Raw genomic sequence first — 15,202 nt, 5'->3', positions numbered from 1 at the left:
GCAATTCCAGCAAAAGTGTGAAGCGGTTTTGCGTTCGGAATTGCGAGAAATAAATCAGATATCGAACTGGTAGCTTACGGGCACGAAGCGATAGCCCTCGCCGGCCTTCTCGACGAAACCGGCTGCCGGGAACGGCATGTGGTAGCCGATGAAGGCGAGCTTGTCGGTTGCGATCATGTCGAACACCTTCTTGCGGGTGGCCGCCGCCTGCGCCTTGTCCATGTCGAAACGCACTTCCCAATCCGGCCGCTGGAGCGACAGCACGTAATGGTTCGCCGTGTCGGCCGTGAGGATGATCGCCCTGCCCTCCGATTCGACGCGGAAGATCATGTGGCCCGGCGAATGGCCGAAGGCATCGAGGCCTGTGATGCCGGGCACGACCGCGCCGCCATCCTCGATGAAGGTGAGCTTTTCGGCGAGCGGCTGCACCTTGGCGAGCACGCCCTGGTGGCCTTGCTCGGCCGGCGTGCCCATGCGCTCAGGATTGACCCAGAAATCATATTCCGTGCGGCCGGCGACATAACGCGCATTCGGGAAGGCCGGCTTGCCGCCTTCCATCAGCCCGCCAATATGGTCGCCATGCATGTGGGTGATCACCACGACGGAAATCTGGTCCGGCGTGTAGCCGGCATATTTCAGCCCTTCGAGCAGGCGCCCCATGCCGGCCTCCCGGCCGCCCTCGCCCATGCCCGTATCGAACAGCACGACCTCGCTGCCGGTATCGACCAGCGTCGGCGCGAAGCTGTTGACGAAGCGGTCGGCCGGCAGGAAGTTTTCCGCCAGCAGCGCACCCACGGCATCGGCCGACTGGTTGATGCCGAAGGTTTCGTTCGGCGCGCCGGAGGGGCGCATGCCGTCGCGTACGACGAGCACGCGGAAGCTGCCGAGCTTGAAGCTGCGTGTTTCAAGGGGGCTTACTCTCATATCGGTGGCGTCCGTGTCGGATTGGGCGAAGGCTGTTGCGCGGTTGAGCAGCAGCGGTGCGGCCAATGTGCTGACGCCGGCGGCCAGAAACAAGGAGCGGCGCGAAATTGTCGAAGTGTCTCCCATGGAGTGTCCTCTTTTTGTGAAAAGCTGTTCATGAAAAATCTGCATGGCCGTTTGTAGGGCACGGCATCGGCATGAAGATGACATGCGTCCATCTAGGGCGCTGTCACGATCCGGGCACGCCCCATCACGGCCTTGTGAAGCCAAGGGTTTGACAGACGGCAACAAGGGGCGCAGAAGACGGGCGGGCCTGCACGAGGGCCTCAAACCCGATTGCCTGATGAACCGTATCGTCCCCCTCATCCTCGCCGTCGCGCTCTTCATGGAGCAGATGGACTCCACCGTCATCTCCACGTCGCTGCCGGCGATCGCCGCGGATCTGGGGGTGGGACCGATCACGCTCAAGCTCGCGCTCACCTCCTACATGGTGTCGCTCGCGACCTTCATTCCCTTGAGCGGCTGGATGGCCGACCGGTTCGGCGCCAAGCGCATCTTCCGCCTGGCGATCCTCGTCTTCGTCGGCGGCTCCATCCTCTGTGCCGTCGCAGACAGCCTCGTCGCCTTCGTCGTGTCGCGCTTCCTGCAAGGCATGGGTGGCGCGATGATGACGCCGGTCGCCCGCCTCGTTCTCGTGCGCAGCACGTCGCGCTCCGAGCTCGTCTCGGCCATGGCGCTGCTCACCATTCCGGCCCTCGTCGGCCCGCTTGCCGGCCCGCCGCTTGGCGGCTTCATCACCACCTATTTCTCGTGGCACTGGATCTTTCTCATCAACGTGCCGGTCGGCATCGTCGGCTACATCCTCTCCGGCATTTACCTACCGGAAATCCGCGCCGCAGCCCCGCCGCCGCTCGACTGGCTCGGCTTCTTCCTCAGCGCCGTCGCCGCCTCCGGCACGATGTTCGGCCTGTCGGTCGTCAGTCTCCCCGCATTGCCGCCAATCATCGGCATCGTCTCGACCCTGGTCGGCCTCCTCTGCGGCGTGCTCTATGTGCGCCACGCGCGGCGCCATCCCGCCCCGCTGCTCGACCTCAAACTCTTCCGCGACAGCGCGTTTCGCGCGGCCTCCGTCGGCGGCACGCTGTTTCGCATCTCCGTCGGCGCCGTGCCCTTCCTCATGCCGCTGATGTTGCAGGTCGGCTTCGGCCTGTCGCCGTTCCAGTCCGGTCTCGTCACCTTCACCGGCGCCGTCGGTGCGCTCACCACGAAGTTCCTCGCCAAGCGCGTTTTGACCTTCGCCGGCTTCCGCACGACCCTGATCATCGCCTGCCTCTGCGGCACGGCGCTGACCTTCGTCAACGGCCTCTTCACGCCCGCGACACCCTTCTGGTTCATGGCGCTGGTGCTGCTCGTCGCGGGCTTCGCGCGCTCCTTCTTCTTCACCAGCGTGAATGCCCTCTCTTTCGCCGACATTCCGGACGAGGACGCCAGCAAGGCGACGTCGATGAGTGCGGTGCTTCAGCAGATCAGCCTTGCCATGGGCGTCGCGGTGGCCGGCGCGATCCTCGAAATCGAGACCTCGCTCACCGGCTCGCCGCTGGAGCTGCGCGATTTCCAGATCGCCTTCATGGTCATATCGGCGATCACGCTCACGGCCGTCATCCCCTTCATCGCCATGGCCAAGAACGCGGGCGCCACGGTCTCCGGCCATCGGCTGGAGGCAGAGGAAACGGCGGCGGTGAAGTAGGGTTTATTCCGGCTGTTCGCAGACGGCAGCGAGCTTGTTGCCGTCATGGTCGCGGATGAAGGCCGCGTAGAAATTCGCATGGAACGGGCGCAGGCCCGGCGCACCCTCATCGGTGCCGCCCTGCGCAAGCGCTGCGGCATGGAAAGCATCGACCGCCGCGCGGGTCGGGGCAACGAGCGCGATGGTCACGCCGTTGCCGAAGGTCGCGGGCTCGCGGTTGAACGGCTCCACGACCCAGAAGCGGGCGCGCACGTCGTCGTCCGCCGCATAACCGATCTCGTCCGACCCCTCCTTCTGCCTGCGATAGCCGAGGAGCGGCAGTATGGCGTCATAGAAGCGGCCGGCGCGTTGCAGGTCGTTGGTGCCGACGGTGGTGTAGAGCAGCATCAGGCGTCTTCTTCCGTCGCCGCCGCCTCGTCGTCCCTCGCCTTGCGGCCCTTGAACCCCTTGGCGAGCAGGAACATTTCCACCGATTCGGCGCGCGAGGCGCCGGGCTTCACATGGATGACCTGCTTAAAATTCTGCTTCAGCAGGTTGAGCAGGTCGCGCTCCGTGCCGCCCTGGAAGGTCTTTGCCAGGAAATGCCCGCCCTCGGCCAGGACCTCGATTGCGAAGTGGGCTGCGACCTCGCACAGATGCATGGTGCGGATATGGTCCGTCTGGCGGTGACCGGTGGTCGGCGCCGCCATGTCCGAGATCACCAGGTTCGGCGTGCCGCCGACTGCCTCGATGAGCTTTTCCGGCGCATCGGGCTCCAGAAAGTCCATCTGGAGGATGCGCACGCCCGGAAGCGGGTCCATCTCCAGAAAATCGATCGCCGCGACGCGCGGGTCGGCATCGGTGGAATCCGTCACCTTGGCGGCGATCTGCGACCAGCTTCCTGGCGCCGCACCAAGGTCGATGATGCGCCGGGCGCCGGCGAGGATATGGTGCTTCTCGTCGATCTCCAGCAGCTTGAAGGCCGCGCGCGCGCGATAGCCTTCGAGCTTGGCGCGCTGCACATAGGGATCGTTGATATGGCGCTCAATCCAGCGGCGGGACGACGCCTTGAGCTTGCCCTTCTTGACCTTCTGGCCGAGCTTGCGGCCGATCGGGGGCTTGGTCATGACGCCTGTCCTTCGGGCTTTGCCGGGTTGCGGGGGCCGCCGCGATGGTTGCGGCGGTGGCGGCCACGGCGCCAGACGCCGTCATCGGCCATCATGTCGGTGAGCAGGCCTTCGCGCAGGCCGCGGTCGGCGACGCGCATGCGGCGCGATGGCCAGCGCTTGCGGATCGCCTCCAGAATGGCGCAGCCCGCCAGCACGAGATCGGCCCGGTCCGGCCCGATGCAGGGATTGGCCGCGCGGGCGGAAAAATCCCAGGAGAGCAGCCGTGCCTGCATGGCGGTCACTTCGTCGTCGGACAGCCAGACGCCATCCACGCGGCGGCGATCGTATCGCGGCAGGTCGAGATGCACACCGGCCAGCGTCGTGACGGTGCCGGACGTGCCGATGAGGTGGAAATCCTCCGGGGCGGCGCGCGCGACATCGCCCGGGCAATCGAAATTCGCCAGCATGCCCTCGACTTCCGAGACCATGCCCGCAAAGCTCTCGGGCGTCACATCGCGCCCGCCATGGCGTTCGGAAAGCGTGACGACGCCGACCGGCAGCGAGGTCCAGTGCGTGATGTGGTTGGCAAGCCGGCTGGAGCGGTTGTCGCCGATGCGGATGACCGCGATTTCGGAAGACCCGCCGCCGATATCGAACAGCACGACCGACTTCGCCTCCCGCCCGACGAGCGAGGAGCAACCGGACACCGCCAGCCGCGCTTCCGTCTCGCGGTTGATGATCTCCAGGTCGAGGCCGGTCTCTTCCAGCACCCGCTCCAGAAACGCTTCGCCGTTGACCGCCGCCCGGCAGGCTTCGGTGGCGATGAGGCGCGCACGGCGGATGTTGCGGTTCTTCAGTTTCGCGGCGCAGATCTTCAGCGCCTCGACGGAGCGGTCCATCGCCTCGTCGGAAAGCTGTCCGCTTGCAGCCAGGCCCTCGCCGAGCCGCACGATGCGCGAAAAGGCATCGACGACGCGGAACTGGCCGGGCCGGGTCGGCTGGGCGATGAGCAGGCGGCAATTGTTGGTGCCGAGGTCGAGCGCCGCATAAAGCGGCGCGTCGTAGACGTCGCGATCGGCCGGCCGGTGAGCCGCCGCGTCACGCCGCGGTTCCGGCATGTGGAAGGCGGGCCGCTCTCCATTGGCCTGCTCGACCGCCGGGTGCTGCACGACGGCCGCTTCGGCAACGAGCGGCACGGCGCGCGGCGCCTTCTTGCCACGGTTCTTGCGGCGATTGCGGCGGCCTTCGGCCGTGCCCTGCTCGGGAGGTTCCCGCTGGCCGACGGGCGCAAGCGGGCGCACGTTTTCGCTGCCGGCAGTTTTACTGCGCCGGCGGCGCTTGTTCCTGCGCGTGGAATCACCAGCCTCATTGGCCTTGGGGCGCTCAGCCGATCCGGACACACCGGTCGCCTGGCCTGCGGACAGGGAAACGGCAGAGGGACTTGTTGCGCCCTTCTGTTTTCCCTTGCGACGGCGCGACCGCTTCGGACGCCCCGTATCTTCCGCATCTCGCGCCCCGGAAACGGACGGCTTCACGCCGCTGTCGGGGTCGTTCACGTTGCTGCCTATGGCGCCGCGCAAAGCTCATAAAGCTGCAAGCAGGCGCTCTCTCGATCTTCGTTGGCGTGACATTACCAGCGCCCGGCCCGTTCGCCAAATTCTTTTTATGACGGACCGACGACACCTGCGGCCGAGAACACACCCGAGAAAGCCCGGCAACGATTTTCCCAAAAAAACCATTTGCATCTCCCCGCCTTTTGTTTATAAGCCCGCCTCACAGGCGCCGGCCCAGCCGGAACCGTTGCTGGGGAATAGTTCAACGGTAGAACGACGGACTCTGACTCCGTTAATCTTGGTTCGAATCCAGGTTCCCCAGCCAATCTTTTCAATGACTTAGCCGTCATTCGCTTGAAATTCCTTGTTGCAAGCCATTGCAACACGCTACAAAGGAATTCCAAGGGGTTACACAGCGATTCCCAATCAATACGACCTGTTGCGACTCAGATTCTTGCAACATGGAATGCGACAAGGCCCACTACGCGAGCCGATCGCGCAATCGCACACCTGGACCGTTTCCGTTCTGATCGATGAAGATGATGCCGGCTGCCTCAAGGGCTGCCCGCAACTTGGCCTGGGTGGTGGAATTCAGGCCGCCGCGTTCGTTCTCAAATCGTGTGATCGTAGCAGTTGTGACGCTTGCCATTTCAGCCAAGTCACGCACCCCGATTTTTAAAGCTGCTCGCGCCATCCTAAGTTGGCTGGAATCCATAGTTATTACCTTGTAGCAAATAAATGTTACGGGGTGTTGACTTTGGATTTGCCACCCTGTATCAAGTACCTATTACACGGTAACAAGTCAACACAAAGGACCACCAGCAATGGCCACGACCACGCACGACTCGATCACAGACAGAAGACTCGAACCCCGCAGGCTGCTCCCGAGAAGACAACCACCATTCATTTACGAGCAAGCGGCTGCCACCGAAATTCCCAGAATGGCCGCCTTGGCCGAGCAGCTTCAGGCCAGCATGGTCGAGTTGCAACCGATGCCGGATGAGGCCATGAACTCGATCAGCGACGCACACACAGCCGTCGTCGAGGCGCTCGCCGCCGCGCCGGTTACAAAGTCCTCAGAACTGGCGGACAAGCTTCGCGTGCTCGCCTACCTCGTCGAGGGAGACGAAGGCGGCGCGCTGGTCCTTGAGACCGTAATGCTCCAAGCCGTCCTCCACGACCTCGGCGCGTACCGGATCCGCGAGGCGATCGCCTGCGGGTTCGGCTTCGTCGAGACGATTTATGGCGATCTGCTCAAGCTGCGGGCCGATGAGTACGCGCAGCTCGAAGCCGCCTAAGCTTTCAGCCTTCCGTTTCACCGCATGTTGCGGAAGGCCTTTGCCGCGCTCCCCAGGGGGTTGAGCCGGCCTTTTATCCCGTCGAAAGACGGGTGGCGCGCGTAGCTTGGTAACAACGTCGCGCCGGGTGCCGCTGCTCTGGTCGACTGGACACGTCCAGAATGCGGCGGCACCCACCATCAATTACCAGGGAGGCCGCCGCCCACCGAGCGCTGGCATTAGAAGCCGCTCGCCCTCACCAGGGCGAGCGGCTTTTACGTTTCATTTTCCAGGATTGCCTGCCGGACGTCTTGGCCGCCTCATCGCCGGAACAAATTCGCGGCCTTTTCATTCTTGATGCTCTAATTCACAGAAAAGGGAGCACCCCCATGAAAACGCTTGCCGACATTTTCGAGCACACACTGCAGGACGTCTATTACGCTGAAAACGCTATCACGAAGGCGTTGCCGAAGGTGGCAAAGGCTGCGAAGAGCGCCGAGCTCAAAAAAGCGGCCGAGGCGCATCTTGCGGAAACAAAGGAGCAGATCAAGAAGCTGGAGCAGGTCTTCCAGTCGATCGGCAAGAAGGCTTCCGGTGAGAAGTGCGACGCCATCGAGGGGCTAATCAAAGAAGCCGATGGCCTGATGAAAGAGGCGGAAGGCATCGCGCTCGATGCCGGCCTGCTCGCTGCCTGCCAGGCTGTGGAGCACTATGAGATCGCACGTTACGGTTCGCTCCGCGAATGGGCCAAGGACCTCGGCCACGACGAAGCGCACAAGCTTCTAAGCGAGATCCTTGACCAGGAGAAAGCGACCAACAACAAGCTGACGAACCTCGCCGTCACGTCGATAAACAAGACGTCGGCCGCCAAGAAGGCTGCGTAGTCGCTTCTTGCCGGCACCGGACTTTAATAGCCGCTCGCCCCATCAAGGCGGGCGGTTTTTCTGTTTTTCGCACGATGAAATCTTGAATCGCGAAAATTCCAAATCCATATCGGAGGCGCCAGATTCGCATTTGAAAGGAGGATTCCGATGCTGGCTGAGATTTACTTCGCTACCCCACTTTATGTGCGCTTTTCCAATGGCACTGCCCGCACTTTCCACGGCGTCCACGATGCGCTCGACTTTCTCGAAAACGAATGGCCACTACGCAACGGAGAGCGCTATAAGCGCGCTTGCGAAAGGTGCCGCGCCGCGCTGCAGTTCCGCACGCCTGCCCACGTGGCGCGCGAGGCGTTTGTTGCTGCATGCTTGGAGGCCGGGATGCCTGTTGAGGGGCTCCCGCCCGTCTGGCACCGCTCCGGGCCGTCTGCGCCACCAGCTATGAGCGCCTAACCGTGCAGCCGTCCAGCTCCCCCGAGTCGGGCGGCTTTTTCGTTGAATGCCATTCGCCAAAATGACGACAAGCATCTCGACGACCCTGCGACACGGCGGGGGGATGGCGCACCTTGAGGGAGACGATGGATGAGATGAAGTTCAAGATCGGTGACCGATGAGAACGCGCAAGTGGCTCCAGAACATCCTACACCAATCCTGCGAGGGGCCTGATGAGATTGATCGGATTGCCTGCTCTGCTAAATATTTTGCATGATCAATGAATCACATAAGCGGATCTTGGCTCTTCGCGCGCAAGGCCTGACCTACGCGGCCATATCGAAGGAGCTAGGGATTGCCCTTGGCACAGTCGGAGGGGTCTGCAAGGGATACGCTCCACTGCCGGGCGACCAGCCCGTGCCTGAGGGTATGTCCCTGCTGACGGCTCGCGAAATCGAGCGGATCACGGGCTTTTGGCCGTGTGACAGGAATGCGGAGCAGATCTCTCGACGCGCTGCAGATATATTGGAAGACCGACGACGCAAGGGTACGATGCTGGAGCTTGGCAACTGGCTTCGAAAGCTGGGGTTGGTTCCGTGAGGCGCACTGATGAGTTCTAAGATGGCAGTAGAGCGAGACAAGCGCATCGTCGCCCTTCGCGACCAGGGTTGGACATTCAATGACATTTCCCGTGATCTGGGAATCTCCGTTGGATACGTAAATATCCTCTACTATCAAAACTGCGCGAAGCCCGGCGACGAGGACGTTCCGGATGTAATGTCGGTGACTACGGCCCGAGAGGTCAAGGCATTGCTGGGCGTCTGGCCATCGCCGGCGACGGCCGAGGAAGTGGCAAGGCGAGCGATGGATTTGTTTCGCATGTGCCGTAGGCGGCGAACCCGCGGAGAGGTGACCCAGTGGCTGGAGAGTCAAGGTCTCGGGTGGGGTGCGCCTAACGGGTGGAAGCCTTAGCGCCTAAGGGGTGAAAGCCTTAACCCGCGCGGCCAAAGCTGCGGAACGTCTCCAGTCCCGAAGTGCAGACCCACGGAACAATGCTCTCCAATCAAGGTTATGTCAGCGCGGCCGGAACAGTGCTTCCCACCAAGCCCCTCCCAGCCGGCCGCTTTAGGGGCTGTGCCATTTACTGGCGCAGCCCTTTTGTTCTTGCGCCTGCCGTCTCGACAACCCTGCATCACGGTGCGAGGATGGAGCAACACGACGATGTAGCCATGCCCTCAAAACCAATCTTGATCCACAAGCTCACGCCAGCCCAGATCGACCTTATCGATCGCTTGGCCTCCAGCGACGTCGTCCAAATGGACGGACTCGCCTACCCGGATTTGGTCGCCTATCAGGAATTGGAGAAACTTGGTTTCGCCGAAATGCGCATTGAGCCCCGGAAGAAAATCAAGATCGCGATCACCAATCACGGGCGTCAGGTGCGTGCGGCCAGGTACATCTCCAGCAAGCCCGTCGTTCGCCTTACGGGACCGCAATTCCTTGCAATGTGCCTCCTCGCGAAAGGGCAGCGATCCTACAACGATATCCCCGCCTCCATGAAGGAGAGTGTGCGGCGCTTGCGGTTACGCGGCTGGGCAACCGTGGAGGAGGATGCCGCGGGACGGTTCTGGACCGCGTTGACTGCCGACGGATGGCAGATTGTGGATCTGCTGGACTAGGGTCGCTGGGCCGCGCACCGGTACCGCACTGAATTTATTCACGAACCGTACCGATTTCGCTGATCCCGGCCTTCACATACACCCAATTTCTATATTCTATAGCGGCGGGCTCTGAAGGCCCTCCCAGTGTCATGAGCCAATGTGCCACTCGAATTGCCCCGCTTCGGCGGGGCTTTTTTGTGTCAACCTCGAACGCCCAGTGGATCGTCGGTAGGGTAGCAAGAACCAGCACCCGGCGTCGCCTCACGCGTCGTCCGATTTTCCCCAACCCAACTCACGGCACAGCGCTTCCCCCGCGCGCATCGCTTCTTGTTGCGTCTTAAAGGGACCCGCCAAATAATGCGACCTGCTACGGAATTCGACTAGGAGACCTTTGCTCAGGACGTCATAGACAATGTGCATGCCAGTTTCATATTTCATCAGATCACCTCCAGCCTTTGATACGGCCGGCAGCGTGATCGGATCAAATCAATGAGCTCGTTAACCCAAAGAATTGAGGTTAATCAGGAAGCAGGCGACGGGCTCCAGGTTCCAACTTGACTCCTTCTGAAATGAGAACAAAATAGGAACATAGTCCGCCGATCGGACGCAGTTCCTAGAGGTTCCCATGTCCAGCAAAGCCGCTCCGCAGCAAGATGTGGACGCCGTTATCGAGGCCTACGGCGGTGATGCACGGGCCGCGGTGCGCGAATTGCTGGCCGACGCGGACTTCCTGCGCGATCAGCTCTATACGGCCTCTGCGCTCGTTTCTAAGGGATATGCCCGCGGATGGAGGCCTCGCTATGAACGACCGTGATGCGTCAACGGCGCGGCATAGACATTACGGCCGGCACTCCGATTGATCCGGCGACGCGCACCGGCCTGAACGTTTATGTGAACAGCCGCCAGCACTCAGTCGCCTTCCAGGACATTCCAGAGTGGTATGAACTCGGCGCCCGGTGCTTCCGGTGCAAACACGCTGGATATCTTGATCGCTGGGAACTGGCGCGTCGCTTCGGCAAGAAATGCATGATCATCACTCTGGAGCCGAAACTGCGGTGCACGCGGTGCGGAAACCGGGAGGCGAATGACTTTGTGTTGGTGAAGATGGGGCGGTGAGGTGAACCGCGAGCGAAAACAAAAAAGCGCCGAGATAGGCGCTTACGCGGGTCGATGTGCGAAACCTTATCCGAATTTTTTCGGCCTATCGCGTAACTTGTTTCTTGCTTCGCGATGCATTGCCCTCGTTGCGGCCTCGCACGATTTTCTTTCTGAGGTCGACATAACCCGAACAACTGAGTAGTCGACCGGCTTCGGGGGATGTGAAACCCCGGTGATCAAAGCCGAGAAGCTCGTGGCAAAATTTTGCAAGATCGCTCCCATATGATTTCTCCAGCTGTGCTTGGGTATCAGTGTCGAGTCGGATCCGAACATCATTTCCATCTCTCGAGGCAATCGTGCTCATACCGATAACACGCCCACCTTTCCCGAGGATGAACGACCGGAGGTCGGCCAATGTTCCACCTAGAGTAATAACATCGTCTACTATGACATATAGGTCCTTCTTGTCAATTTCGCCGTAAAAGGTTGACCTATGCGCGACCCGTACCCAACCGTCCAACTTGTCCTTTGAAAAGTCCTTCATTTGAAAGACGTTCTCATCCACCGGCCATCCTAGTTCGTGGCCTAACCAGTTGGCGTAACCAATAGCTAATGCGTTATTTGACTCGCTGACCTGCGCAGCCGGCGCTATCAGCTTAGGCTTGACACCATGGCGCTTTTCAAGTTCACGGAGATTTACAACAGTCTTTTCTATGACCAAGTCGTCAAGAAGTCTCAGTGCCGCGTCCATGTCCCGCTGCCCCTTTGCAGCGGAATAGAGAGCGTGATCCGCTAAGCAGACGACTTTAGCATCTGGCGACTTCCACTTACAGTTTACGAATACGTCCGGGAAGTCACCCTCCCATGGTGCTCTTGCCATGGATCGAATCACACAATTACAACTTAGCGGATATAGCACCTGGCAGTCTGCGTTCTCAAGGCTCAAGCGCCGGCCAGTTCCCCTATTTCAAATCCCCGCCCTTTCCAACGCCTCTTCTCCGCCCTCACAGACCTCGCCCCACCTCTCCTCGCGGAAAATTCGCCGATATGCCGCGAGGCCATCCTGGACGAAGGCGGGCCACAATTCGGCCGGCACCTGCACGGCCCGGCGCCCGTCTCGCAGCAGCGGCGGCCGAGCCTCGAGCTTGCTGTCCGGTCGCTGGACGACAGTGCATCCGCGGATGGTCCACCCGTCGATTTCGACATCGAATATCGCCTTGGCGCCGCGAGAACCTTTGCGCATGTTTCCGATTCTGATCATGTCATCTCCCCATAATTCGCCACCGCAACCCGCAGCAGCTCCGCCTCCATCATCGCGGACAACGCCGCCGCCCTAGTCTCGCCAGGAGCGCCGATCCGGGGCACTGAAAGGCCATAGCCATCACCGCGCCGGATAAGTGCGCAGCCCGGAAGAACAAGGCCGCCGACTGTGGCCGTGAACGTCGCTGCTATCCGTCCGCGAGCCGGATGCATGTCAGTGATTTTGATCATGGGGAACCTTCCGTCCCTGCGCGCATTCCGGCTGCGCAACAGGGAACACCGTGATGGATTTGCAGAAACTCACCCTCGAAGAAATCGTCGCGCGGCTGCGTGAATTGGCCGATGAGATCCGTGCGCAGGCACAGGCCGAGCCGGCGAAGGCTGCATAACCACTAATTCTCGTCCGTGCGCCCATACCGGCGGGTGTTCGTCCACTCGGTCGGCGTTGCCGGCTACCTATTTTGGACACTTGACCTACATCCCGCCACGCTGTTTTCTAACGCGGAGTTGGGGGACTTGTGATGGCGTACGATTGGACCGGAGAACGTACAAGGCGTCTAAGAACCGCGCGGCGGGCCGTTGCGGCGACCTTTTTCATCATGCCGCTGCTGGCGGTTGCCGCCGCGCTATTCAATTTCGCCGGTTGATGACTTAGTCCGAATACGCCGACTCTACCGCCGCCTTCACCCGCTGACCCAACTGCGACGCGGCAGCGTCCACCGCTTCCTGGGGCGAAGAGATGTTGCTGATCGTCACCGGCGCGTGAACGTTGACGACCGGCTGCTGACGGTTGACGTCACGCACCTCCTGCACACCACGAGACGGCTGTAGCAGTTGTCCGATTGTGCCGGCGTCGAGAGACAGGGGCTTGCCTTGCAGTCCGGTGAGCAATTGCTCCACCGTCGCTGGCGAGCCGCCGGAGGGCATCTTCTCGGGACCGGCAAGGAATGCGTCCTGCGATGCTGACCGTCCACCGTCGTCGTCCGCCGACGGCTGCAGCGGTACGATATGCTGTTTGAACAATTCCGACGGCGTTGTGATCCGGTCAGTGAGCCAGTTATTGAGCTTTCCCGCACCCTCCCGGTTTTTCTTGTAGAGCTCCTGGATACCTTCCTTCGAATCCGGCATGCCGGCGTAGGCGTCGACCATCTGGAAGGCCGCAAGGAGGCCCTTCCATCCCAGCCCCCAACCGCCGGGTTTGTCGTCGGGTGCCGGCTTGGGCTTGCCGTCGCCCGGAACGGTTGGAATCGGCACATCCTTCAGGATGCCGCCAATCTTGCCGACGGCTTTGAGAATGCCGATGGCCGTCGTAACGCCAGTGATCCGTGCCAGCGCGGTAGCGAGGGTGGTAATCGCACCGGCAACCAGCGAGATGCCTCCGGCGGCAAGCATCAACTTCAGACCTTTTCCGGCCACGTCGCCGAGGAACTGCGCGATCGGGTTGTCCGCCAAGGATTCTTTGAAGTCCTTGATCGCCTTCCCGTATCCCTCGAACTTGGCGAAGATGCCGCCCAGGCGGTCAGCAGATCCCCCTGGATCGACCTTCCCGAAAAGTAGATCACCGAGCCCCTCAATGCCCTCCTTGATGCCGCCCTTGTAGCCAAGACCTTGCATGAACCCTTTCAGGCCGTAGCCGAGATCATCGAAGACGGAAGCGCGTTCCCCGAGCGTATCGAGAACCCCTCCGATAGCGGCGGTGCCCTCTTTAATCTTAGGCAGCCAGCCTTCGCCCATGTCCTCGAAGACATAGGCGATCTTGTTGCGCAGGATCTGCAGCGCGTTCCCGGTAGTGTCGGCGCGTGCGACAAATTCCTTGAAGGCCGAGCCGGTGTACTTGCTACGATCTGCTACAGCGTCGAGCGCCTGATCGAGCAGCCCTATGTTGCCGACCAGGGGCGCAAACGCCTTCGCTTCGTCCCCAAAAAAGTCAGATAGGAGCGAGAGGTGTCGATCCTTTGACTGCTTTGAAATGGCCGTGAGAACAGTCTTCAGCGCCTTCGGCGCATCTTTCTGCATCTGCTTGGCCAGGAGCGGAAGATCCAGGCCGAGTGCACGGGCGGCGTCCTTCTGTCCTTTTTTGGCCGACGCCCCTCGCGTCATAGCTTTCACGACGTTTTGCATCGCGGTGCCAGCGGTGTCCGCGCCGGCGCCTGCCGCAATCATGGCCGAGCCGATGGCCGCAATCTCTTCCTTCGCGAATCCGCCCATTTCGGCCAGAGCGCCAACGCGCAGCATGTAGTCAGTAACGTCGCTGGCCTTCGAGGCCATATTATTCGAGAGATGGTTGATCGCGTCGGCCATGTCGCCAGTCTCGGCCACCGTAAGACCGAACTGCGTTTTCAGCTTTGCCAGGCTTTCACCGGCCTCACCGGCCGACATGTCAAAGGCGATAGCGACCCGGCCGGCCATCTGTGAGAAAGCCTGGAGGTCATTGGTCGCAACGCCGGATTCGGCCGCTGCCGCGTACAGCGCGGCAATTTCCGTGCTCGCCATCGGCAGTTCGCGCGACATGAGCTTGATGGAGCGCGCGATCCCGGCAAGCTGCTCATCCGAACCGTCGACGACCTTTTTCACGTCCGCGAAGGCCGACTCGAACTTAATTGCCGCGCCGACGGTCGCGCCGAGTCCTTCCCGCATGCCGAGATAGCCGGCGCCCAGAGCGAGCGCCGAACCGATAACGCCCCGCATCGGGGCGAGCATGGACGTCGTTTGTCGATTCAGGCTTGAGACAGCGGCGTTTACCCGACGAGCGGGGCCGGTCACCTGGTCGAGCAGCGTTAACTTTAGAACGCTGGAAAGTTGAGCCATGACCGGCCTCCGTTCTTACTTCTTCAGCTTTGCCATATGCGCGGCCAGGTGTTCCGCGAGGCTATCTAGAACCGGCTGGCCGTCGACCTCGTCGATTGCATCGATCACTGCACGGGGTTGGCCCGAGAAGTGCCCGGCAAGATTCAGCAAGTCTTCCGAGAATGCGCCGAGGTGTCCTTGAGCGAACGATCCTGCCGCCCGAAGAATGTGCGGATAATCGCCAAGACGGACCGGTTTCCATGTGAGCGAGGAAACGACTGAGGGGCCGTTGGCGACGGGGCGTGTGAGGGTGATGGTGGTCATGAGGTCTCCATGAAAAAGGAAGGCTCGCACGATGGCGAGGCCGTGATGGGGGAGAAGGCGCTGCTGCCGATTTCCTTTTTACCTCACCGCGACCGCGTGACTTTCAGCGACGCCCGAAGCGCGCACCCGCCTGAGTTTCAGCGGTTTCCAATCTGGATAGTCGCCTGAAT

The 15,202-nt window shown here is 61.3% G+C and carries 18 protein-coding genes and 1 tRNA gene; 9 read left to right on the top strand and 10 right to left on the bottom strand.

Annotated elements, in window-relative coordinates; all coding sequences use genetic code 11:
- Positions 1–54: 54 nt before the first annotated feature.
- Entirely contained in the window at positions 55–1,050 is a 996-nt protein-coding gene (locus tag J2Y63_RS26960) for an MBL fold metallo-hydrolase (protein WP_435268602.1), read from the bottom strand.
- 217 nt (positions 1,051–1,267) lie between these two features.
- On the opposite strand from J2Y63_RS26960, the gene J2Y63_RS26955 reads away from it, so the two are divergent.
- Positions 1,268–2,671: a DHA2 family efflux MFS transporter permease subunit gene (locus J2Y63_RS26955; RefSeq protein WP_435268601.1), complete on the top strand. Its 1,404-nt coding sequence runs from the start codon at positions 1,268–1,270 to the stop codon at positions 2,669–2,671.
- 3 nt (positions 2,672–2,674) lie between these two features.
- On the opposite strand, the gene J2Y63_RS26950 is transcribed toward J2Y63_RS26955, so the two are convergent.
- Genes J2Y63_RS26950 through J2Y63_RS26940 form a run of 3 tightly spaced genes read right to left on the bottom strand, consistent with a single transcriptional unit; the run spans position 2,675 to position 5,315 of the window.
- Positions 2,675–3,058, bottom strand: a complete 384-nt coding sequence (locus tag J2Y63_RS26950) for a VOC family protein (protein WP_435268600.1) — start codon at positions 3,056–3,058, stop codon at positions 2,675–2,677.
- Positions 3,058–3,777 (bottom strand): RlmE family RNA methyltransferase, encoded by a 720-nt coding sequence (locus J2Y63_RS26945; RefSeq protein ID WP_435268599.1) that lies wholly within the window; start codon positions 3,775–3,777, stop codon positions 3,058–3,060. The genes J2Y63_RS26950 and J2Y63_RS26945 overlap by 1 nt, the downstream gene beginning before the upstream one ends.
- Entirely contained in the window at positions 3,774–5,315 is a 1,542-nt protein-coding gene (locus tag J2Y63_RS26940) for a Ppx/GppA phosphatase family protein (protein ID WP_435268598.1), read from the bottom strand. Before J2Y63_RS26940 ends, J2Y63_RS26945 begins: the two co-directional genes overlap by 4 nt.
- 248 nt (positions 5,316–5,563) lie before the next feature.
- On the opposite strand from J2Y63_RS26940, the gene J2Y63_RS26935 reads away from it, so the two are divergent.
- Positions 5,564–5,637, top strand: a tRNA-Gln gene (locus J2Y63_RS26935).
- 156 nt (positions 5,638–5,793) lie between these two features.
- On the opposite strand, the gene J2Y63_RS26930 is transcribed toward J2Y63_RS26935, so the two are convergent.
- On the bottom strand, positions 5,794–6,027 hold the full coding sequence (locus J2Y63_RS26930) for a helix-turn-helix domain-containing protein (RefSeq protein ID WP_435268597.1): 234 nt from the start codon (positions 6,025–6,027) through the stop codon (positions 5,794–5,796).
- A gap of 235 nt (positions 6,028–6,262) precedes the next feature.
- On the opposite strand from J2Y63_RS26930, the gene J2Y63_RS26925 reads away from it, so the two are divergent.
- The 6 genes from J2Y63_RS26925 to J2Y63_RS26900 all read left to right on the top strand — a co-directional run bounded on the left by J2Y63_RS26925 (position 6,263) and on the right by J2Y63_RS26900 (position 10,679).
- Complete coding sequence (locus J2Y63_RS26925; protein WP_435268596.1) at positions 6,263–6,610, top strand: hypothetical protein; 348 nt, start codon at positions 6,263–6,265, stop codon at positions 6,608–6,610.
- Positions 6,611–6,978: 368 nt separating this feature from the next.
- The gene (locus J2Y63_RS26920) at positions 6,979–7,473 is read left to right on the top strand and encodes a ferritin-like domain-containing protein (protein ID WP_256116202.1); all 495 of its coding nucleotides are present in this window, start codon (positions 6,979–6,981) and stop codon (positions 7,471–7,473) included.
- A 147-nt stretch (positions 7,474–7,620) separates the two neighbouring features.
- The gene (locus J2Y63_RS26915; protein ID WP_256116075.1) at positions 7,621–7,923 is read left to right on the top strand and encodes a DUF982 domain-containing protein; all 303 of its coding nucleotides are present in this window, start codon (positions 7,621–7,623) and stop codon (positions 7,921–7,923) included.
- A gap of 1,184 nt (positions 7,924–9,107) precedes the next feature.
- Positions 9,108–9,581 carry a hypothetical protein gene (locus J2Y63_RS26910; RefSeq protein ID WP_435268595.1) on the top strand — a complete coding sequence of 158 codons (474 nt, stop codon included), beginning with the start codon at positions 9,108–9,110 and terminating at the stop codon, positions 9,579–9,581.
- Positions 9,582–10,188: 607 nt separating this feature from the next.
- Positions 10,189–10,377: a hypothetical protein gene (locus J2Y63_RS26905; protein WP_435268594.1), complete on the top strand. Its 189-nt coding sequence runs from the start codon at positions 10,189–10,191 to the stop codon at positions 10,375–10,377.
- Entirely contained in the window at positions 10,377–10,679 is a 303-nt protein-coding gene (locus J2Y63_RS26900; protein ID WP_435268593.1) for a hypothetical protein, read from the top strand. Before J2Y63_RS26905 ends, J2Y63_RS26900 begins: the two co-directional genes overlap by 1 nt.
- Before the next feature lie 85 nt (positions 10,680–10,764).
- Here the strand turns inward: J2Y63_RS26900 and J2Y63_RS26895 are convergent, their stop codons facing one another.
- From J2Y63_RS26895 to J2Y63_RS26875, 5 genes are all read right to left on the bottom strand, one after another.
- Entirely contained in the window at positions 10,765–11,412 is a 648-nt protein-coding gene (locus J2Y63_RS26895; protein WP_435268592.1) for a hypothetical protein, read from the bottom strand.
- A 216-nt stretch (positions 11,413–11,628) separates the two neighbouring features.
- Positions 11,629–11,922: a hypothetical protein gene (locus tag J2Y63_RS26890; protein ID WP_435268591.1), complete on the bottom strand. Its 294-nt coding sequence runs from the start codon at positions 11,920–11,922 to the stop codon at positions 11,629–11,631.
- Entirely contained in the window at positions 11,919–12,152 is a 234-nt protein-coding gene (locus J2Y63_RS26885) for a hypothetical protein (RefSeq protein ID WP_435268590.1), read from the bottom strand. The genes J2Y63_RS26890 and J2Y63_RS26885 overlap by 4 nt, the downstream gene beginning before the upstream one ends.
- A gap of 420 nt (positions 12,153–12,572) precedes the next feature.
- The gene (locus J2Y63_RS26880; RefSeq protein WP_435268589.1) at positions 12,573–14,729 is read right to left on the bottom strand and encodes a phage tail tape measure protein; all 2,157 of its coding nucleotides are present in this window, start codon (positions 14,727–14,729) and stop codon (positions 12,573–12,575) included.
- A gap of 15 nt (positions 14,730–14,744) precedes the next feature.
- Positions 14,745–15,032, bottom strand: a complete 288-nt coding sequence (locus tag J2Y63_RS26875; protein ID WP_435268588.1) for a hypothetical protein — start codon at positions 15,030–15,032, stop codon at positions 14,745–14,747.
- A gap of 9 nt (positions 15,033–15,041) precedes the next feature.
- On the opposite strand from J2Y63_RS26875, the gene J2Y63_RS26870 reads away from it, so the two are divergent.
- Complete coding sequence (locus J2Y63_RS26870; protein ID WP_435268587.1) at positions 15,042–15,200, top strand: hypothetical protein; 159 nt, start codon at positions 15,042–15,044, stop codon at positions 15,198–15,200.
- Positions 15,201–15,202 lie beyond the last annotated feature (2 nt).

The organism is Shinella sp. BE166 (assembly GCF_051201095.1).
In the GTDB taxonomy this organism is placed as follows: Bacteria; Pseudomonadota; Alphaproteobacteria; order Rhizobiales; family Rhizobiaceae; genus Shinella; species Shinella lacus.
This window is presented reverse-complemented; position numbering and strand designations above follow the sequence as displayed.